Annotated in this window: 17 protein-coding genes, 2 tRNA genes and 1 pseudogene; 11 read left to right on the top strand and 9 right to left on the bottom strand. The window is 53.7% G+C overall.

Annotated elements, in window-relative coordinates; all coding sequences use genetic code 11:
- Window positions 1-247: 247 nt before the first annotated feature.
- The 3 genes and pseudogenes from QFX31_RS03170 to QFX31_RS03160 all read left to right on the top strand — a co-directional run.
- Window positions 248-1,264: pseudogene (locus QFX31_RS03170) on the top strand (DJ-1/PfpI family protein); the annotation flags it as partial.
- A gap of 78 nt (window positions 1,265-1,342) precedes the next feature.
- Window positions 1,343-1,519 carry a rubredoxin gene (locus QFX31_RS03165; protein WP_348530747.1) on the top strand — a complete coding sequence of 59 codons (177 nt, stop codon included), beginning with the start codon at window positions 1,343-1,345 and terminating at the stop codon, window positions 1,517-1,519.
- Between the two features lie 834 nt (window positions 1,520-2,353).
- Window positions 2,354-2,602, top strand: a complete 249-nt coding sequence (locus QFX31_RS03160) for a hypothetical protein (protein WP_348530690.1) — start codon at window positions 2,354-2,356, stop codon at window positions 2,600-2,602.
- A gap of 423 nt (window positions 2,603-3,025) precedes the next feature.
- Here QFX31_RS03160 and QFX31_RS03155 read toward each other — a convergent pair whose 3' ends face one another.
- Window positions 3,026-3,397: a winged helix-turn-helix transcriptional regulator gene (locus tag QFX31_RS03155; RefSeq protein WP_348530689.1), complete on the bottom strand. Its 372-nt coding sequence runs from the start codon at window positions 3,395-3,397 to the stop codon at window positions 3,026-3,028.
- 284 nt (window positions 3,398-3,681) lie between these two features.
- Between QFX31_RS03155 and QFX31_RS03150 the strand changes: the two genes are divergently transcribed.
- A complete protein-coding gene (locus tag QFX31_RS03150) occupies window positions 3,682-4,293 on the top strand; it encodes a flavodoxin family protein (RefSeq protein ID WP_348530688.1) in 612 nt (203 codons plus the stop codon).
- Here QFX31_RS03150 and QFX31_RS03145 read toward each other — a convergent pair.
- Complete coding sequence (locus QFX31_RS03145; protein WP_348530687.1) at window positions 4,271-4,978, bottom strand: DUF1614 domain-containing protein; 708 nt, start codon at window positions 4,976-4,978, stop codon at window positions 4,271-4,273. The two genes, QFX31_RS03150 and QFX31_RS03145, sit on opposite strands and share 23 nt — an antisense overlap.
- Window positions 4,979-5,029: 51 nt before the next feature.
- On the opposite strand from QFX31_RS03145, the gene QFX31_RS03140 reads away from it, so the two are divergent.
- Together QFX31_RS03140 and QFX31_RS03135 are read left to right on the top strand one after the other, a co-directional pair.
- On the top strand, window positions 5,030-5,686 hold the full coding sequence (locus QFX31_RS03140; protein WP_348530686.1) for a 2,3-bisphosphoglycerate-dependent phosphoglycerate mutase: 657 nt from the start codon (window positions 5,030-5,032) through the stop codon (window positions 5,684-5,686).
- Window positions 5,687-5,870: 184 nt separating this feature from the next.
- Window positions 5,871-6,359: a hypothetical protein gene (locus tag QFX31_RS03135; protein WP_348530685.1), complete on the top strand. Its 489-nt coding sequence runs from the start codon at window positions 5,871-5,873 to the stop codon at window positions 6,357-6,359.
- A gap of 163 nt (window positions 6,360-6,522) precedes the next feature.
- Here the strand turns inward: QFX31_RS03135 and QFX31_RS03130 are convergent, their stop codons facing one another.
- The 4 genes from QFX31_RS03130 to corA form a co-directional block, all read right to left on the bottom strand.
- On the bottom strand, window positions 6,523-7,026 hold the full coding sequence (locus tag QFX31_RS03130) for an amino acid-binding protein (RefSeq protein ID WP_348530684.1): 504 nt from the start codon (window positions 7,024-7,026) through the stop codon (window positions 6,523-6,525).
- Between the two features lie 13 nt (window positions 7,027-7,039).
- Window positions 7,040-8,137: an AAA family ATPase gene (locus QFX31_RS03125; RefSeq protein WP_348530683.1), complete on the bottom strand. Its 1,098-nt coding sequence runs from the start codon at window positions 8,135-8,137 to the stop codon at window positions 7,040-7,042.
- Between the two features lie 154 nt (window positions 8,138-8,291).
- Window positions 8,292-8,738, bottom strand: coding sequence for a hypothetical protein (locus tag QFX31_RS03120; protein WP_348530682.1), 447 nt, complete (start codon window positions 8,736-8,738; stop codon window positions 8,292-8,294).
- A 295-nt stretch (window positions 8,739-9,033) separates the two neighbouring features.
- A complete protein-coding gene (gene corA, locus QFX31_RS03115; RefSeq protein WP_348530681.1) occupies window positions 9,034-10,101 on the bottom strand; it encodes a magnesium/cobalt transporter CorA in 1,068 nt (355 codons plus the stop codon).
- Between the two features lie 530 nt (window positions 10,102-10,631).
- On the opposite strand from corA, the gene QFX31_RS03110 reads away from it, so the two are divergent.
- The 3 genes from QFX31_RS03110 to QFX31_RS03100 all read left to right on the top strand — a co-directional run bounded on the left by QFX31_RS03110 (window position 10,632) and on the right by QFX31_RS03100 (window position 11,249).
- A tRNA-Lys gene (locus QFX31_RS03110) sits at window positions 10,632-10,705 on the top strand.
- 4 nt (window positions 10,706-10,709) lie between these two features.
- Window positions 10,710-10,891, top strand: a tRNA-Trp gene (locus QFX31_RS03105).
- A 55-nt stretch (window positions 10,892-10,946) separates the two neighbouring features.
- Complete coding sequence (locus QFX31_RS03100; RefSeq protein ID WP_348530680.1) at window positions 10,947-11,249, top strand: hypothetical protein; 303 nt, start codon at window positions 10,947-10,949, stop codon at window positions 11,247-11,249.
- A 165-nt stretch (window positions 11,250-11,414) separates the two neighbouring features.
- Here the strand turns inward: QFX31_RS03100 and mtxX are convergent, their stop codons facing one another.
- Together mtxX and QFX31_RS03090 are read right to left on the bottom strand one after the other, a co-directional pair.
- A complete protein-coding gene (gene mtxX, locus QFX31_RS03095; RefSeq protein ID WP_348530679.1) occupies window positions 11,415-12,212 on the bottom strand; it encodes a methanogenesis marker protein Mmp4/MtxX in 798 nt (265 codons plus the stop codon).
- Window positions 12,213-12,220: 8 nt separating this feature from the next.
- The gene (locus QFX31_RS03090; protein WP_348530678.1) at window positions 12,221-13,177 is read right to left on the bottom strand and encodes a methanogenesis marker 2 protein; all 957 of its coding nucleotides are present in this window, start codon (window positions 13,175-13,177) and stop codon (window positions 12,221-12,223) included.
- A gap of 374 nt (window positions 13,178-13,551) precedes the next feature.
- On the opposite strand from QFX31_RS03090, the gene QFX31_RS03085 reads away from it, so the two are divergent.
- Both QFX31_RS03085 and QFX31_RS03080 read left to right on the top strand, forming a co-directional pair.
- The gene (locus tag QFX31_RS03085; protein ID WP_348530677.1) at window positions 13,552-14,103 is read left to right on the top strand and encodes a hypothetical protein; all 552 of its coding nucleotides are present in this window, start codon (window positions 13,552-13,554) and stop codon (window positions 14,101-14,103) included.
- A gap of 92 nt (window positions 14,104-14,195) precedes the next feature.
- Window positions 14,196-15,407, top strand: coding sequence for a TIGR00375 family protein (locus QFX31_RS03080; protein WP_348530676.1), 1,212 nt, complete (start codon window positions 14,196-14,198; stop codon window positions 15,405-15,407).
- On the opposite strand, the gene QFX31_RS03075 is transcribed toward QFX31_RS03080, so the two are convergent.
- Window positions 15,404-20,002 (bottom strand): hypothetical protein, encoded by a 4,599-nt coding sequence (locus QFX31_RS03075; RefSeq protein ID WP_348530675.1) that lies wholly within the window; start codon window positions 20,000-20,002, stop codon window positions 15,404-15,406. The genes QFX31_RS03080 and QFX31_RS03075 overlap by 4 nt on opposite strands.
- Window positions 20,003-20,667 lie beyond the last annotated feature (665 nt).

Genomic DNA, 20,667 nt, shown 5'->3' with positions numbered 1-20,667 from the left:
TACCCAACAGCTAACACCGGCTCGTCCTTGAGCTCAGCGGATTGGCAACCGATAGGCAGGGTCTGTTTGACTGGGAGGATATTCATCCTCGCCTCCCGAGAGTTCAACCACATGATTCGCACCTTTTCGGCACGTTTCTCTGCGGTTACCTCACAACCGCCCGAGCAAGATACAAAATCCAAAAAAGTATATGTAGCTTGATCTTTAAAGAACTCATAAGCCCTGTTACTCCAGGAAGTTGCATCACATGTATTGCAGTGCAGAAGTGGCTGCGGCTCTGAACCGCCTGGCACAGGGCGTGCGCGGAGACAGGATCGAATCCGTTCGAACTTTCGCTGATTTGGATCCCGCTGCTCCCTCAGGAGGATCTCACATGAGACACGTTCTTCTCTGTATGGCCTTCATGGCAGCTCTCATCGTATCTGCATCCGGACAGATTTCCAGCACGACATCATGCTGGATGTGCCCTGTATGTGGTGATGTTTATTCGCTCGAAATCAGCGTGCCGGCCGGATCTCAGTATTATCAGACGACTCTGGGAAGCATAATGAGCCTGGACCCGAACAATCCGGACTGGTACTGCCCAACATGCTACACTCTCGGTATGCTCACCTTCGCCGGAAACTTCGTGCTCGTTCCATGCGAAGATTTTACAGAAGATGAGACCGAATACGCCGGTGAAGAGAGCAGTGAAGAGACTGGCCCTGCTCAGACTGACCACATATCTCCGCTGTTTAGCTCGCAAATACCGAGCAATGCAACTGGGTTCTCCAGAAATCTCAGCGGCAGCGTCCTGATGGTTGTGGCCCCTAAAAACTACCAGGAGAGGGAGCTGAACATCCCGAGGGAGGCCTTCGAGAGGAGCGGTCTGGATGTGGATGTGGCCTCGAAGGGAGTCACCACCGCCACCTCCATGGGCGGTGAGAGCGTGTCCGTAGATGTCGATGTGAGAAGCGTGAATATCTCAAAGTACAGAGCTGTGGTGTTCGTTGGGGGGATCGGCATTGAGGAGCTGAAGCTGCATCAGGACAGCGATTACGTGAACCTTGCGAGGAGCGCATACGACAGGGGGATGATCGTGGCCGCGATCTGTCTGGCTCCGAACATACTGGCGAGCGCAGGGTTGCTGACAAACAGGAACGCGACCTGTGCGGACAGCACATATCTGATCCAGAAGAACGTGAACTACACAGATGCGCCTGTTGTTAGAGACGGATCGATAATAACAGGCAGAGATCCCGGTTCGTCAGAGGAGTTCGCGGAGACCATCATCGCTGCTGTATCTGAGCAATCCCGGTACACAACAGGACAGGTCACGGAGAGTGGCGGCGCGCTGACGCTTGTGGGCGTAGGCGCATCATCTCCGAAATACAGATGCACGGTCTGCGGCTATGAGTACGATCCAGCGGTCGGAGATCCGAGCCGGGGTATCCATCCAGGGACGCCATTCGATGAGCTGCCAGCAGACTGGAAGTGCCCTCAGTGCAGCGCTTCGAAAGACAAGTTCGTGAGCGATTGATGCTGCTTGACATACATGTGGATATGGTAGAATTACTCTAAACTTAATATAATACTAGTGAGGATTCCTAAAAAACCCAGTATTTTGGTATAAAACTTCTTTGATAAAAGCATGCAGAGACATGCCAAGATCATTTAACAGGAGGTTAATAGGAATCATCTAGTATCCTGAATGGACTGGTCATATGAAAGGCGTTAGAGATACAGAATGCAGAGGAGATGCCGGTAAGGCTGCGCGATGAGAAGGATGACCGCGTAAAGGCGCTGCTTGTTTTTCTCAATGCGATAGCGAACTACCATATCGACTTTGAGTCTGCGTCACGATGTGCGGGATGGTGACATCGACCTGAGCTATGCTAAATCATGGATACAGCGGTTTCTCGGAGCAGTAGGTTATACAGAGCTTATGCGGATAACTATAATCGAAGTGCTCTTCATCGCCTCATTTATCCCATGCCAGACGCCTGTGCTATGGGTATTAGGAGAGGAGGCGCCTGCCCCAATGCAAGCGCCAGATGGCATCGCTCGAGCCTTTATCCAGCATATCGGGAAAACCTGAGACATCAGGTAAAGGAGGTCAAGTCGCATGCCAATGCTACGTCATCTTACTTGGTAATAAAGATTTTGATTGTAGTATTACAGAACCACGTGAGCCGGGATCGGACGATCGTGCTGTTGAGATAAGCAGTGTTTGACCTCACAGGAGGCAAACCAGTGGAGCAGATTCCTGAATGGCTGTTCTGTGATTCAATCGAACAACCCACATCTGGCGCACTGTCTCTCAGGATTCCTTGCAACTGCAACCTATAAGTAGTATGCATACCATATGGTGTGCATGCTTCCTCCTTTGCTCCTGGATATCGCGGCAGCTCTGATCGGGGCTGGCATACTGATAAGCGTCATAAACAACCGCATGGGCTCTGTGAGCATAGGTCTCGGATCCGTGACTGTGGGCGTTGTGCTTCTCTCGAATGTGCCACAGGGCTGGGAGATGGTTGCCATCGGATTCTTTGGCATCGCTGTGCTTGCGGGCCTCTGGATGATCTCGGTCGGCTTAAAGCGAACTAAAGGAGAGTGTTCCTGAAGCGTTCCCCATTATCAATACCTGCGCTGGGATCGTCTGATCGTATCGAATTCAACCGAAATCTCGTGTGAGCTATGGCGCGAGGTCGTGTAATTAGATCATTGAAACCAGCAGCAGGTGACATCGCAGAATTTGTGATCTGATGTGCTAGTGAGTGCTGATTCCTAAAGTTCCATTCAGTGATTCAAGCACACGACCTGGCGCGATAGCTCCGATTACCATACACCGGCTGAACGCGCATGCACCAACATGTTACACGTTCTCTCCCGATCCAGAGCCCCATGCCGCCCTGTATGAATGAGCGAGTTATTCCCAGCTCCAGCACTCACAAAAGAGATCGATCTCCCCATACCTGGTATGGATGCCCCTTGGTCAAATAAAATGGTGAACACATCGGGATGTCGTATATTCTCTAGGCGAAGATTATGGCGCGAGCTCTCCGCTGTTCTGCATCCTCCTTATCTGATTTTTGACTGCCGTCTGCGAGTACCCCACCAGGCTCGCGATCTCCTTTACAGATGGTCTTGGATCAAGTTTCCAGAGCTGCTTTATCTTCTCCAGAGCCTCTTTATCATCTGAAAGCCGCGTTCTTCTCGAGATGCTGCCCTTGGTCATGGGATTGCCTGCTGTATCCGACTCATCATGGACAAATCTCAGAGCCTTCGGAGAGATACCCTGAAGAATCAACTCAGAGGCCAGCCTCTTGAGGGTCTTTCGCTGGAGTATGGCCTCCGCCTCAAGCCCCATGTAAGCCTCAGGCGTTATCTCGATCCTGGTATATCGACCACTCGGCATCGAAACAGATCGCCTCTTGTAAACTGGAATACAACAGCGTTAACAGAATATCAATAGTAGTCGAGGATGGATATGATCTTTTTGGTTGAGCAGGTATCTCGCTGCGCACCTGTGCCGATGAGATCGACGGTGCGACCGCACAGGATTCACGATGCATTTACGCCAGCGATCTTCCGGTTCACAGGGGATCGTCCGGTGATCTGTACCATGGCACGTGATCCGCCATCGCACATGCTCTCTGTCGCCCCACAGTTTGAAGTACAATGCGGTACTCTGTAAAATCCATGATTCTCGGAATATCAGGCAGCCCGCGCAACAGGGCCACGGAGCATGTCCTCTCCAGGGCGCTGGAGATGCTCAGGGAGAGCGGATTCGAGACAGAGCTGTTCTCTGTTAGAGGGAAGAACATCGGGTTCTGCAGGCACTGCGACTACTGTCTCAAAAACAAGACATGCGCGATAAAGGACGACATGTACGAGCTGTATCCTCTTCTCAAAAATGCGAGGGGACTGATATTCGCAACCCCGGTGTACAACGGCGGCGTTAGCGCCCAGACAAAGGCGGTCATGGACAGATGCAGGGCGCTGGTTGCAGCTGACTTCGACTTCTTCAGGGGAAAGGTTGGCATGGCGATAGCAGTGGGCGGTGACAGAATAGGCGGCCAGGAGGCGGCGATATACCAGATCATCACATTCTACATCCTGAACGGTGTAATTCCCGTGGGCGGGGGATCATTCGGGGCGAACCTCGGCGCCACATTCTGGTCGAGGGATACTCTCGAGGACGTGCAGAAGGACGAGGAGGGGTTCAGATCCCTCAGAAAGACCGTGCGCAGGTTCGCGTCTCTCCTGAGGGATTTTGAAGAGATATCAGCTAGACGAGCAGCACAGCGATGATGCCTGTGAGAAACACGCCATCGAATGTCCCAGCGCCGCCGATCGAGACCACCGGAGCGCCGAGGCGCTGAATCCTGTTGAGGTTGAGGATATCGGCGCCGATGAGCGTTCCCAGCGTCCCGCTGACGTATGCTGTGACGAACTCAAGCTCTCTGGGTCCTCCTGCGATCATGATCACAGCCAGTGATGAGAGTGCTGCTATGAGCGGCGGGAGAAGGGCAGGCGTCACTATGCCCAGGCCGGGGACAGGTCTGGCGATCCTGTGCACAGCAAGCGTCACAATAGCAGTGGCAGCTGCTGCATAGGCCAGCGCGTGAGAAAACACCAGAAGCAGATACGCAGATACAAGGATGGGGATCATCGCGCCACCCACATTCAGAGCCACTGTGGTGCTGTTGTAAACGGTCTCATAGATTGGGATCCTGTAGTTCACCCCGAAGACCCTGATATATGCTGTCCTCGTCACGGGTATCTCTGATCTTATCTCTCTAAAGGGAATGTTGATGCTGCTTCCGATCAGTGAGGCGAGGAGCAGAAGAAGCGCATCATGCCATGAGAACCCCAAGCGTATAAAGGCTGTCTGAAGCGCGCCGACGAACAGGAGGGATACGACCAGGAATACGAGCAGCGCCAGAACAGCCATGAAGAGAAGTGTCAGAGGAGCATAGAACAGCCGGCCGTTCATGTATCCCTCTCTGACATCTTTATATAACAATCTTTGCCTGTGGTTGATCGCATGTACAAACTGGTCCTGCTCAGGCACGGCCAGAGCAGCTACAATGCTGAGAGGAGGTTCACCGGCTGGTCGGATCCGGATCTCACGGCGCAGGGAGTGATGGAGGCGAGGAATGCGGGCAGGATCCTGCGAAGGGAGGGATACACCTTCGACATCGCCTTCGTCTCGATGCTCAGGCGCGCAATAAAGACGCTCTGCGCGGTACTGGATGAGATGGATCTGCTCTGGATACCCGTCAGGAAATCCTGGATGCTGAATGAGCGGCACTACGGTGAGCTCGAGGGTCAGGTCATAGAAGATGTTCCCGATGAGCTGAAGCGGTACAGGCACAGCTTTGATATCCGGCCGCCAGCTCTGCCAGAGGACGATCCCAGACATCCGCGGTTTGACAGAAGGTACAGAGATCTGGATAATCCCCCAGCAGGAGAATCGATAAGGGATGTCCAGGAGCGTCTTCTGATCCTCTGGACTTGCGAGATAGCTCCTGAGATCCTCTCTGGGAGAAGGGTCATAGTGACGACGCACGCGAATGTCATCCGCGCTTTCATGAACTACTTAGAGGGAATCCCGACAGAAGGTCTGGTGGTTCCCAGGGGAAGGCCAGTGGTCTACGAGCTCAGCGACCGGCTCGAGCCCATCAGGAGGTACTGGCTGTAGCACAAGGCCAGCTGTCTGGTCCAACTGTCCATCATGGAGCGCCAGGTCGAGCGGTGCTGATCCCCAGGATGCAGATCACGAGGCGCATTCCGGTGCATCTCACCGCTCAATGAGCTGTTGTAGACCTCATATTACCCTCGTATAAGAGGTACGTTTAAATTCAGCATCGTCAGAGATCAGGGTGATGAAGCGAGTAGGATTTGTGCTCCTGCTTCTGCTGGGAGTGGGCTTGTGCACAGGGCTGGCAGTGGCAGAGCTCACTGCGAGCCAGTGGCTTGATAGAGGAAGCATCGGCGTGGGCGATACAGCAATGGTCACACTCAACCTGATGTATGTTGGGGACAACGCGACACATGCAAGCGTGGTGCCATTGATTCCATATGGATTGAGGACTTCGGGCCCGGGAATGTACATGGTCACGCTCTATCCGGGCCAGCCGGAGACGGTCTCGTATCCGGTGATGGCAGAGCAGCCTGGATACTATGATGTGATATCCTCAATATCATACACAGAATATGGGTTCATGCGCGAACTCCAGATGGTATCACCACTGCTCGTCGTCGGTCAGAGCCCGGGGTCTCCGCCACCAGCTGCTCCACCCAGCGGGCCTGGGGATCAGCCTCCTGCAGAGCCCGGGATTTCCAATGATACGCAGCCAAAGCATCAAATGTAACTCCAGTGACTATGGCTCCGCGGTCTGGTAATGTCACAATACAACAAAAAGATCAGAATTCATGCAGGCGCGGGAAGAGCTTCGCTGCAGAGTTTCCCCGGCATCTGGGGATCGTGCCTGTGCATGCGTAGACGGGGAGATTGTCACACCATAAGAGATGAGATCACTCTACCGTGACCTTCTTGACCCCCTCTATCTCCTTCAGAAGCGTGACGAGCTCGCCGGGGATCTTTCCCTCTGTGATGATTGTGAGCTTCGGATCCTCCACAAAGAAGGGATCGTCAGATACCGCCTGGCGTATGCTCAATCCATGCTTCGCCACAGCTATGGCAACGTTCCCCAGAAGGCCGGTCTGCCTCGCATCGACAGGCGTGATCTCGATCACGCCGAGCCCGAGCACAGGAGCGACATCCGCCAGGAAAGGCACAGATCTCACGTTTTTGAATACCTTCCAGAGCTCGGGATCATCGCGAATGGCCATCGCTGTGGTGTCGACCACTCTTCTATCAACATCGAGCTCTTTGGCTATCTGCGCGTGAGGAATCTCTATCGAGCCGGAAGCGACCCTGCCGCGCTCATTTATCTGGAACCCCCTTGACAGGATCAGCCGGACGACCTTCTCTTGAGCAGGATAGCGCCTGAACTTGCTCAGGATCTGCTGCCACATGGAAGGCGCCTCCTCAGATGAACATCTCTCCCGGAGGCTCTTTAACATCGCGCTTGATGCGCTGGAGCGCATCCATCAAATGACGCCGCTCCACAAATCTGGAGTCCTCGATGATCGCATGATGGAGCGCCACCTTCAGGATCTTTTCCACGAGGTCTCTTCCAGAGAAGCCCTCCGTCAGCTTCGCGATCTCTGCGAGATCTCCCCTGACCTCCAGCGGCATCCTGCTGGCGTTCCTCCTGAGTATCTCCAGCCTCTCCTCATACGAGGGAAGCTTGAACTCGATCTCCTCCTCGAATCTCGATCTTATTGAGGGATCGAGGAGCTCGACCTTGTTAGTCGCAGCTATCGTGCAGACGCCGCGTCTGGATGATATGCCATCCATCTCTGTGAGCAGGGCGTTCACTATCTCTGAGACATCGCCCCTGAGATCCTGGTAGCGCCTGTCCAGTGCTATGGCGTCGATCTCATCTATGAATATGATACATGGCGCGAGCTGCTCAGCGCGATCATAGAGGTTGTGGATCTGCCTTGCCCCCTCGCCCACAAACTCCCCGATCAGCGATGTCGATTTCACCGGCAGCATGGGGACATTTGCCTCGGTGGCAAGCGCTCTGGCTATCATCGTCTTGCCTGTACCTGATGCGCCGTAGAAGAGGATATTGCGCGGGGCCCAGCTGCCGAACCTCTCAGGCTCCTCAAGGTATCTCTTTATAACCTTGACCTTTCTCTTCGCATCGAGCTGACCGACAACATCATCGAATGAGGCGGGCTCCACCACAGCTGTGGGCTCTATCCGTTTCTCCACAACTATCGTTGTATCTGCCCCAATCACCGCCTCTCTGGGGTACACCTTCACGACCTTGAATGCGAAGTCTGGATAGAGCCGCCTGTCGAAAAGGTACGCCCCGGCCCTGACAAGCTCGCCGTACCACTGCTCCTTCGCGTACCTCTCGAAGAGCACCGGATCCGATACGACAGGAGACTCCTGGAACGTGCTCTTCAGGGGGTACCCAGCAGGTCTAAGAAGCAAAAACCTCGCGCCGGTGATACGGTTTCTCTCAGTCTTTCCGCCCAAGCCCTTTACGCCGGTCTTCTGGATGGATCGCACAGATAATAACTCCCTCTTAAGATAGTTAAATGTATTGGATGCGCCCAGTGCGATGGTCACCCGCACTGAGTGCATTCAGATCTCGTCGAACCAGAAACTCGCATCTGACATGCACGATGCCAGAGCTCGTCATGCAAATAGATTTATCACAACCTCAAATCACGATCCATCCTGTATCGAAGATGTTCCAGCTCGGTCCGATGGATCCGAGGGTGTTGTTTGCTGCTATCCTGAACGACGACCTCGTCTGTGCGAATTTCATGTTCCTCTCCCAGTTCTGGCCGAAGTCTGTGATGTAATGCGGCGCAGGGACGCTGCCGAGCACAACCGGTGCGATCTTCTCTGATGTGGCAGCTGGCTTTCCGGCAATTGGGAGGGGCTCGAACCAGAAGCTCTGCCCCAGGAGGGGATGGTATCCCAGGATGGGCTGCCCTGTCAGGTTGATGGTGTATACAGGCTTGCTGAACTGTGCCACGACCTCCCCTGCGCTGGGAGCATAGTTCATCCAGACCGCACCAGCCGAGCCGAGAACGATCGAACTCACGAGAATTACCATAAGCATCTTCTTCCACATTGCAATACCCCACAGTTTTCTGCACATCTTTACGAGTGAGATGGGATCATGAGATATATAGATGTGCCTGAGATCCGCGCAGATGCACCATTGAGCTGGCCGCGGCAGGACCGCTTTGCAGCCAGGGATATTCAGCACGTAGGCAAAACAGATAGCCTTGAGGGACCTCAGCAGCACTGCCTGCACAACTTACTCACACTGTGATGGTCTCTAGATACAGGTCAGCATCAGAACAGCCCGCAGCTCCCGAGATGACAGGGATCCTGGAACCCGCAAGTTCTGCAGGACAGCACCAGTCGACTGCCGATGAGGTTTTGGGGTATCAAAGCCAGTTTTTCCTCTTGAAGTATAAGACCGTGGTCACAACGACCGATGCCATGAGGATCAGCGTGGCGAAGTAGCCGTACCGCCACTCGAGCTCCGGCATGTACCTGAAGTTCATACCGTAAATGCTGGCTATCAGTGTTGGCAGCATGAATATTATTGTTATTGATGTAAGAATTTTTATTATGTTGTTGAGCTCATTGCTTGCGCTTGAGAGATGGATGGAGATCATCTCTGATAGCATATCACGCATTATCTCTATGTTATCTATGACCTGTATCGTGTGGTCGTAAACATCTCTAAGGTATATTATGGTGTTCTCATGGATTAATGGAGACTCGCCCCGCTCGAGCCTGGTTATAACCTCCCTGAGCGGCCAGACTGATTTTCTGAGGAATATCATCGAGCTCTTGAGCTCGTAGATCTCCCTCAGGTTCTCCTCAGAGGGCTCCTCCACAAGCACTGACTCGAGCATCTCTATCCTGTCGCCAAGGCGCTCCAGTATGTAAAAGTAATTGTCAACAATCGCATCAAGGAGCACATACGCGAGGTAGTCGGTGCCTCTCCTTCTTATCTTCCCCTTTTCGTTCTTTATCCTCTCCTTGATGAGCTTGAACACATCCCCTCCGCTCTCCTCAAAGGTTATCACAAAATTGGAGCTGAATATCAGGCTGAACTGCTCGGATGTTATCTCGTTCGCTATCCTGTCGTAGTAAAAGACGCGGAGCACTATGAAGATGTAGTCACCGAAATCCTCCATCTTGGGGCGCTGGCCTGTTATGATATCCTCGATCGTGAGCGGATGTATATCGAATATCTTGCCGAGCTTCTCCATGGTCTCGGTGTCGCGAACTCCATTCACCTTGATCCATGTGACTGTGGGCTTGTATCTGTATGGCGCACACTCCTCGACGCTCTTGACCTCTTCCTCCTGGAACTGGATCTCATCGTAATCTATGACCGTTATCCTGGCCTTCTCTGGTACACCGCGTGGCTCATACCTCTCGATAAGCTCCATCGGGTCGAGGTCTATCTTGCTAACCTTTCTGGCTGCCAGGTCCTGCATCGGATACAGCCCCCGTAAGTTCTCAGAACAAGGACGATATTCTCGAACCTTATTGTTTCCAGCATCAAATAGTTTTCTGTCCACCTGCGGAGACTGGTACGGCTGTGCAGTGTACCAGACTCATGTGCGGTTAAGGGTGGGCTTACTGATAATACATGAGAATCAGGTTGTGTACTTGAATAGCTGAACAAGCTGTCAGGAACCAGCGCTCACCGGCACTAATGCTGCATGAACCCCCAAGAGGTCGAATCCCTCTTAATTCAGCGATACGAGTATACAACCGAGAATCAGGTTGTGTACTTGCATCATTGAAAATCCGCAGCACTCAGTCCATCCTCACGAATATCTTGTTCATGGCTCTCGAATACAGCAGAATCGTTCAGCTATTCGAGTACCCCGTTATCCCCCGCACGACCCACGACCGAATGGGAAGATCCCAGAAATCGGCGTCCTTAAAGCCCGCCTGGATGCGGTCGTTCACGCTGGAGGCATCGAAACGCTTATAAATAGCTTTGTCATATTACCGACGCGGGCCGGTAGCTTAGTCAGGTAGAGCGAAAGGCTCTTAACCTTTAGGTCGGGGGTTCAAATCCCTCTCGGCCCGCTAAGGGGCTGTGGCCTAGCCAGGTAGGGCGACGGGCTCCAGCGGTATGATTGGATGATGAGCAACGGGTCTGCTGAGCCATCCCGACGGGGATGGCGTTGATGATCCGTTGGAGCACTGAGATGATCATGTGTTCTCAGAATCGGAGAGACCCGTCGATCGTGCGTTCGAATCGCACCAGCCCCACCTTTCTGACGGCACTGTTAAATACGATGCTGCACATTCTCCAAGTGGTGCTGAGATGTACTCGGATATCCTCACGATGTGCTGGTCAATAAAAGAGGTCAACAAGAACCTTTCAGATAGAGAGCCGCTGATGGATTACACCGTGCGCTATCTGAAGAATGCATGCTCCCGTCTCGGCGAGATGCTCATCCACATCGACTCGCAGTCTCCGGGTGAGGAGATCAGCGTCAGGGACAGGGGCGGAAGGGAGAGGCGCTTCTCGCTCAAGGAGATCGCAAAGATGCTGCTTGACGCGAAGAAGGTCATTGAGTTCAACCTCATCGATAACATCGAGTCCTGGGCGCGATCAAAGGCGTGATAAGCGCCATTTTTATGCTTTTGAGTTGAACCACCCCATCCGTAGGCTAACGTCCATCATGAATCGATCCGCAAGCTGCTGATATCAAAACGCCAAATGCACTAAGTCATCAAATTTTCTGGAAGTTGCGCTGGGGCTCCTGTGTAACAGATGCAGGGCGGATTTTCATCTCCCTTCTCTCATCGATACCAGGGCGCCTGCCAGAATCACCGGCCCTGTGAACTCGGATCTGGCCCGTGTGGAGTCGACGAAGATGATCTGATCCGTGAGCACCGGCGCGCCCAGTGCGGCTGCACCGCATATCAGCAGCATCGTTCTGAAGAGAAGGTTGCCCGATACGCCATCAGGCGCAAGCACGAGATCATCTCCGCGCGCCGACTCTATCAGTATGCCCCTGTGGACTGCGTTGACTCCTCCCTCCCTGAGCCGCGCTGCCACGAACTCGCCGTGCGCCAGGCTTGTGTCCACTTTGCTGCTCCTGCCGACATCCTCCAGCCTGCCGCCTGAGAGAACCGACACCCTCGGCTCCACGCCCATCGTTTTAAGAAAAGATGCCCCGCGCATGGCAAGCTCCAGCTTCTCCTGCAGGGTATCGCCCTCATCGATGCCGACCGGAGCTAGGAAGAAGGCCCACCCACCGAGCTCCAGCAGGGCCATCCTCATGACATCTATCCCGACCCTCGAGAGGGCCCTCATCGTCCTTGTGGCGGATATGTTGCCCCTCACCGCCCCGTCGATCTCCGATCTCATCAGAAGACGGATCAGATCATCCTCAGGTGAGTCAGAGCGGATCAGCTCGATGCCCTCAGGGGCAGCATTGCCCACAGCGACGATCTCAGCGTATCCTCCCGCTGAAATGAGGCTCTCGAGAACATCCCTGCCGGGGTTCACCAGCCCTATCCCGATCCTGGCCCTGCGGCTGCGCGCTTTTTCCCTCAGGAGATCTATGAATCCGCGATCCATGTTGCCCCTCAGTTTATGCCTGTAACGCGATCTCTCCCGAAGTCGAAGAGAACCGCTCTTTCTTTACCACCAACAATCTCAAGCCTTCTCTCCTCGATCACCCTGCCGATCCTCGCAGCACACAGCCCGTGTCTCCTGAATACATCCACGACCTCATCTGGATTTCGAGTCGTCACGACAAAACCCATGCCAGGGTACATCTTCAGCCAGTCCGCGAGGTTCAGCGATTCAGGCACCGGTATCGAGTCGATCTCAACCTCCGCGCCGACCCCGCTGGTCTCGAGCAGCATTCCGAGGGTCCCGAGCATCCCAGGATTGCTGATGTCCTTGCCGGCCGTGACGAGTCTTCTCTCCCCGAGCACACGCATGGAAGAGATCTGGCGCGTAAGAGTCTCCCTGCCCTTTTGGCTGGTTGAGTCGAAGTTGATCCTGAAGCTCGGGTGAACTCTCCCGTCGAGATCGACCCCTACCACAACAGAGTCGCCAGGCTCCGCGGTGCTGCTCAGTATCACCCCGTCCTTCCTCGCCTTTCCGAGGATGGCCACGTCGAGTGCGCTGTATGGCGTGTCCGGATGAAGATGTCCTCCGACTATCGGTACACCAAACTTCTCGATCCCCTTCTCGACCCCACGCAGGACAGCATCCGCGACCTCAGGAGAGTTGACGGAAAGAACATCCACCATGGCGATCGGTGTGCCCCCCATGGCAGCTATGTCATGAACGTTCACCAGAACTGCGCAGTATCCGGCCCATTCGGGATCTGCATCCATCAGCACCGACCATATCCCGTCTGCTGCAAGGAGAAGAACCTCATCGCCATTGTCTATGACTGCAGCATCCTCGCCGAAATCCGCTATCACCTTATCAGAGATGGATGGAAAGTACCTGAGCATATCGCCAATGCTTCGCTTCCTGGTTATGCCCACGAAGCTCCTGAGCTCCGATACCAGAGACTCCAGTGTCATTGCTACCACAGAATCGCTCCTATCAAAAATAGATGCCGGTGGCAAGCTGCTCCCTAGGGTCAGATTTTCCATATCTCCTCGTATGAAGCTCCACAGGAAGCGTTGGTGTGTTGAATATGTATGCGATCTACAGATATCGAAAATTCTGAACTCTGTAAATATAAGTATATAATCTAATTTTGTTTTTTGCAATTAACAAGATGACGTAAGTTCAAGTTCACACTGGAAGCAAAGGGGTAAGTGTATCAAAATATCTCTGGAAGCTGCAGATGAATTTGGAACAGTACGACCTTCAGGCTCCGGAAATGCATGATGGCATTGGTGTTTCTCAGGGATGCGGTGGTTATATCTTGTAGGATAGCGGAAGAATGCTTATGGTAACACTCATAATAGATAAGAACGACCTGAGGGATGCCAAAACCGAGGTCTCCAACCTTGCAGGTGCATTCTTTGCGGGCACAAGCCCCCTCATACGGCCTTTCATGGACATGCTCGAGTCGATAGTTCCGGCAGACCAGCAGGGTAGGGGGACCAGCTATCTGATCAGCGCCCTCAGATACCACATAAGATCGATACGTGCAGATGAGAACGGAATAAGGGTGGAGAGCGAGATGGGCGCTGTGGATATACCGCGCACGGTGCTCGAGGAGCGGGTCAAGGAGCGGTATCCTTCGTTCGGTCACGACTCTCTGAACCTTCCAGGGCTGCTGTTTCTGCAGAGCGGCCCGGCGGTATACGCTGCGAGCGTGAGCAAGCTGCGAAAGGTGCACAGGATCGTGATTCCTGAGGGGAGACGAACACAGCGATACATATTTCATGTGATTGTAAGATCCCTCGAGGCAGATCAGGATGTGATAAGGATAGAGATAGATATGCAGAGGCTGCCGCAGATAGACATGACAGAGGAATCAACGAACCCACTGTGAGCACTGCAGCAGAGATCCATTAAATCCAATGCAATGCTGAAAGGACACATGAGATGCCCAATACAGGCTTAAAATGAAAATCATAAAAATAAATGAATGTGAATGCAGATCTCCACATCCACTCAAGGTACTCAGCTGCCACATCTGAGATGATGGATCTGGACACCATCGCGGCTGAGGCGCGCAGAAAGGGCATACACATCGTTGGCACAGGCGACGCTCTCCATCCGGAATGGCTTGAGAATCTCAGGAGGCTTCCAGAGAGGGACGGGATTCTCTGGCATAACAGCACGACCGGATTCGTCGTGACAGCCGAGGTTGAGGATTTGAAGGGCGTTCACCATCTGATTCTCATCCCCGATCTCTCAAAGGCTGAGGAGCTGAGGGAGATCTTCCGGAAGAGCTCGAGCAACATGGACACCGACGGCAGGCCAAGAGTCCTCCTGAATGGAGCTGAGATCGCTGATGCGTGCATCGACGCGGATTGCATCATAGGGCCGAGCCACGCGTTCACGCCCTGGACAGGGATCTTCGCGCATTACAGATCTCTTAAAGAATGTTACGGAGATCGAGCTGATGATGTTTCCTTCATAGAGCTCGGCCTCAGCGCTGACTCGGACTACGCGGATCGAATAAGCGAGCTGAGGGACAAGACCTTTTTATCGAATTCAGACGGCCATTCACCATGGTCCAACAAGCTCGGAAGGGAGTTCAACCAGTTCGATCTCATGGATATCAGCTTTAAAGAGATCCGGCTCGCGATAGAGCGCAGATCGGGACGCAGGCCAATTCTAAACGTCGGATTCTACCCTGAGGAGGGAAAGTACAACAGAACCGCATGCACGAGCTGCTACAAGCAGTACACGATGCAGGAGATGGACGAGCATCTGGGGCGCTGCGGATGTGGCGGATCGATCAAGCTCGGCGTCAGGGACAGGGTTGAGATTTTAGCTGATCTGCCGCATCCGGTGCATCCGGATCACAGGCCTCCGTACATCCACATAATCCCGCTGGCTGAGATAATCGCGATGGCACTCGGCCACAGGAGTGTGTTCACAAGAGGCGTGAGAAGGATATGGAGCGATCTTGTATCAGAGAGGACAGAGATAGAGGTGCTCCTGCACGCGGAGATATCTGAGCTGAACACGGATGAGAGGGTTGCAAGGGCGATAGAGGCATTCCGATCAGGAGATGTCGTGGTGACGCCAGGTGGCGGCGGAAGGTACGGGAGGATTTCCCTCCCCCCTCCCGGAGCCAGATCCAAGCCGTCAACCCCATCCCAGAGATCGCTTCTGGATTTCTAACTGCAGCACTGCAAGGATGTTCTGTTCATAGCATAAACCCATCGCCCATCAAATCCACCTGCAGCCCTGACAGGAATGTCTCTGCGCAGGGCATCCCTCACATCAAGCCTCAGAGTTATAACGAGAGAGTCACCGGCTCTCAGCACATCCAGCCTCCACATCAGCAGATCGTTTCTGATCTCAGGCACCGGATACACGCCCAGAACCCTCGATCCATTCGGAACCGCGGCTGTGATGTGCACAGGAGAGAGATCCCTGATCCCGTCGTTCTGTATTTTCAAGGTGAGACGCATGACGTCAGATCTCTCCATGTATGCGTCCGCGGAGATGCTGATGTGCGGCGTTCCGTATCTGTGCGAGGCAGGCAGGCTGATGCTTCTCCGCATCGTGTAGTTTCCGATGTAGATATCGCTCAGATGAGATTCCATGAGGTGTGTGTCGGTGAATGCCATTCCGGAGAAGTTCACGCTTGTCTCAAGCCCTCTGGATGTGAGCACAGTGTCCTTCTCGATCCTCGATCCGGAGTACTCCTCACTTATGCTCTGCAAACCCCTGATCCAGGCACCAGAGCGCCATCCAGAGCTGCCCTCAGCGCTCAATCTCTCTTTGATGGATCCGCAGCTAATCGATCCCTCCGAGATGTATATTCCGGAGCCAGAGGTGTGAAGCGACAGCGATCCATAACTCAGGGCGGATACAAGCGTGCCGTTCCCTAGGTAGGAATGAACGTAGCTCCCGTACTCCCCGTGCTCCTCAAACCGCACTGATATGTTCGATATGCCAGAGTGATGATCATGCGCACTCAGCGCCCCTGTGATGTTCGAGAGCTTCTCCGCGAGAATGCTGCCGGATCCGGTGAGATCCCTCTCAAGAGAGACCACAGTGCCGTTGGAATCTGCAATGGCAGCGATGCTGCTGATCTCCCTGTCAGCCCTGGAGAACGACCTCATGCCCCCGTGTGTGGCTCTGTTCGAGATCTCGAAGTAATCGCTCCATGGAGAGACAAGCGCAACAGCCCTTCTGTAGACATCGCCTTCGTACATACCGCTCTCCGATGCCTGGGATCTCGAGATCCTGATGGATTGGTTTTCTGTGCTTATGGACATCCCCTCCTGCGAGCGTAGGGATCCGCTGCCGTGCTCTCTCATCCGGAGCTCTGCTCCGCTCTCGGCTGCAATCCACACTGTGACGCAGTCACCCGCAGAGAGATTCCCGGAGAAGGCCTGTACGCAGTTGCGCAGCGCAGCCCCCTCGAAGCCAGACGTGCACTCCCTGTATGTCCTGGTGAACCCCATCCCCACAACACTCCCTGCCATATCGAAGTGCATCTCGCTCCTGGGAAGGATCCCGCTGATTCTTATCGCAGTGCACTCACCAGCACGGAGACGGTCGATATGCCACATGCCATCTGGAGCAGGTGCAGGATCTGCATTCTGTATTATGAATCCCGGATCCGGGATATCCTTCACAGTGATGTCACTGAGATCTGCATCAGACGGGTTGCAAACCCTGATCTCATACTCTATCTTCTCGCCGCGCCTGCACTCTGTGCACGACGACCGTTTTGTGACAGAGATCTCTTTCTTTGGGGCATGAACATACGTGGATACCTCTGCAGATACCGGCAGCGACTCTGAGCTCTCCAGGGTGAAGATTGCCCTAACCACATCTTCTCCCTCCACGAGAGCGCTGATGCTTATCGTTCTCTCATCTCCAGGCATCAGAGTGCTCTCTGACCAGAGGCTCTCTCCGCCCGTGGAGGCGACCGGCATGGGGATAGCGCTGATGATGCGCACGTTGGAGGATAGCAGGGCTCTGAGGGTTACGTTAGTCGCCTTCGTGGCTCCTGTATTTCTGTACCTGACTGTGTAGATCAGAGTTTCACCACTTCTAACGCGCTGGGGAGATCCTGTTGCATTGATGGAGAGCTGCGGGGAGATCAGAACCGTTCTGGCGGATGCATTCTCATCATGCCCCTCGAACGACATTGTAAATGAGGTCTCCACAGATGTCCCGTTCGCAGCCCTTCCAGCTTTGGTGACGATTCTTATGACGCCCTCATCTCCGGGATGAAGCACATCCGGAAGCGCACACCCTGACCAGATGCTTCCGTCAGGGGTGCACGGCAGCGGGCTTGATGATACGAACTGGAGATGCGGATCATATCGTGCCTTGAGAACAGCACCCCTGATATCCCTCTCACCGATGTTTCTGTAGTGGACCGTGTAGTTCACAAAACCGCATGCAGTCTCCGGCGCATCCACGCTCAGGTATGATGATCCGACGATGAGCTCGGATGATGCAGATGCGCTGTAATTACGCCCTCCGCTTTCAGCGCTCGACCATGCGAGTCTCGACTCTGAAATAAAGTGACCGTCGGAGAGCGCCACAGCGTCGTACTCCAGCGATGCGCTCTCTCCGGGCTCCAGCCTTCCGATCCTCCACAGAAGTGAGTCCACACCGATCTCAACATTCCCCCTATCTGGAAACGTTCTCACGCTATCCGGCAGGATCCCCACTCCAGGAGGAATGCTCTCCCTCAGAACCACATTCCAGGCGTCGCATCTGCTCTCCGGCGAGTGGTCGATCCTCACAGAGCACCTCACTGTACCGCCTCTCGCCAGGCTCTTCAGAGCCGGCGTCTTCGTCACGGCCAGCTCTGGCTCGGCGATCTCCACCGGCCCTGTCGCCACTGATATGGATCTTCTAACGTTATTCGAGAGCCAGCTCAGCTCCAGGACCGCCCCGGGCTCATGATCATCGACGGTTGATCTCAATAAGAGCTCCACAGTCATGGCCCGGATATCCCCGAGGTACCAGCACATCTGATCCTCGCGGATGACCTCCTCCAGCGGATCGAAGCTCATCATCAGGCTGGATGCATTGTGCTTCAAGCCCCGAAGACTCAGGTTCATCCACGCATCCCTGAGGGAGGGAAGCTCACCGTAAAAGCGAATCACGAGTTCCTCCCCAAAGCTCCTCCTCACAGGCCCCTCAGGCTCGCATCTTATGCTCATGTTCTCCACAGCAACATAAGCCTCTGCGGTTCTGTTGTAGGAGTCGAGATCGTTCCAGCGCCCTGATCTCTCGTTCGGGTCGTCCCCCTCCCTGCTCGACCAGTAGAGCCTTGCAGCACCTCCAATGCTGCCTGTGGTGCCCACAAGAATCGTGTATGTTACTGTGAGGGATTCACCTATCCCCAATCTCTGAAGGGACCACACCAGATCTCTGCCTACCTGCTCGAAGCCCACCGGCCGGCTCGTGTTGATACCGGCGAGTCTCGCACCCTCGGGTATGGTATCAACGAGGAGAGCATCATACGCATCAGATCTGCTCGTTGTATCGTGAGATATCGACAGCGTGAACGTCACTGCATCTCCCACGATCGCATATGATGGAGCGTGCTTCTCCACGGCAAGCAGCGGCTCCACGACCTCTATGCTCCCTGCCCTGCTGTCGGTTCTCTGTCTCGATGAGCCATCGTAGCTCTTCCATGTTATCCTGGCTGCTCCTGGGATGAGGAAAACACCGTTTCTGTTCTCCCTCCGGTTCGCGACGATCACGCTGTACCAGATGTCCATATCGTTATCTTCCGTGTTGTTCAGATCGCCGAAGTAGAGGACAAGCGTGTTGTTATCATGTATCTGGATGTCATTCGGAGTGAATCCACCGGTCCTCAGGCTAGACGGATCGTAGGTTGTGCCAGAGGGGAGCATATCCGTGATGACCACATCCCTGAGGATGGCTCCCGGGAGGTTCAGGTGGATCTTGTACGTCACAGAGTCTCCAATGGCACAGCTCCTGTTCGTATCCGGCGTCTTGGATATGCTAACGTCTCCTGATACCGTGATCTTCGCAGATGCAGTTTCATCATAGTTATTGAGACTCGTCCCGCCACCCCACCGCTCATTGGGATCCTCCCCAGGCTGGCTCGTCCAGGTCACAGAGGCTCCGGTGCTCAAACTCTCCCCTGATACCACCGTGTTTCTCACCCTGAGAACAAGTCGCAGGGTTTCAGCAGCCCCAGCGGGAATTATGTCATAGGTGCATGATATGCTTCTCCCGTTAACGGCCACCTCAGGATTCGTGCTCTGCAACTCAAGCCCCTCCGCAATCATCACTGTCAGGTTGACATCATACGCATCACTTGATCCCGTGTTCCTCAGGGTCACGACCTGCTCGATGATGTATCCCGCATGAACGTTCGTTCTGTTCGAGCTCAGGGTGATCTTCATGTCGGGCTCTGTGATGGTGATCGATGCGGTAGTGTTTGTTGAGCATATCGTCCCCATCGAGTCCTTCCACGTGGCCTCAACTCTGTTCAGAAGCACCGTGCCATTCTGGTTTGTGATGGTGTTCCTGACAACCGCATGAACCTCAAAGACGACCTCACCCCGTTCCTTATCCCCAAGATTCCATATCAGAGTCCTGCTGTCAGGGCGCGCCGGCGAGGGGATGTCACCCACACATTTGATGTAATTGAGACCCGAGGGGAGGAGATCTTTGATTGAAAGTTCATTAACATCCTCACACAGCTCAAGCCTCACAGAGAAGACGACCACATCGCCTATGGTTCTTCTAGAATCCGGCTCCACAATGACCGTCAGCTCAGCGCTGCCTCCGAGAGGTTCGTATAAATCCTGAGCTATACTGTCAACTGTATAAACAGATGAAGTATTTCCGGCTGATGATCCTGAAGATAAATGTAATGCAACACAGAGACATGCGACTATGATGATAGTAATTATATGAATGGTCTTAAAACACGCATAAAGATACAGACAAGAACTATCAAAAATTAATTTTTTAAATAATGTTTTATTTTCAGATCTGGCCCTGTAGACACACATGATGTCACCCCACCTCCTGAGTTGCATCATCTGCCCTGTTACAGGCAGATTTACCGTTTTTAGATAATCATATCACACAAACACTATGAAATTACATCCCCATGCAAATAGAACTGGCAATGATCAGCATTTAACCCTTTCCGAACTCTGTAAACATTGACAGATAATTTTTATAATGTTATCTGACAAATGATGCTCAAGATACAAAAGATTGCCATGTTCTGTGTACATTCAGGATCCCCATCTGAGGTTGATTCTGTGTCTGGTCATAATGCCGAGAGGATCGCCAGACATCGATCGTCCGAAGAGCCCGTGTGGCATCATGCGAACCGCTGAACCCGAGATGTTCGCGAGGTCGTTTTTGCGCTCCGGTCTCTCCATGGATCCAGCGGTCTGGCAGATAAGCATGA

The organism is Methanothrix sp. (assembly GCF_030055635.1).
GTDB lineage: Archaea > Halobacteriota > Methanosarcinia > Methanotrichales > Methanotrichaceae > Methanothrix_B.
The sequence above is the reverse complement of the archived record's forward strand: the minus strand, read 5'-3'. Positions and strand labels throughout refer to the sequence as shown.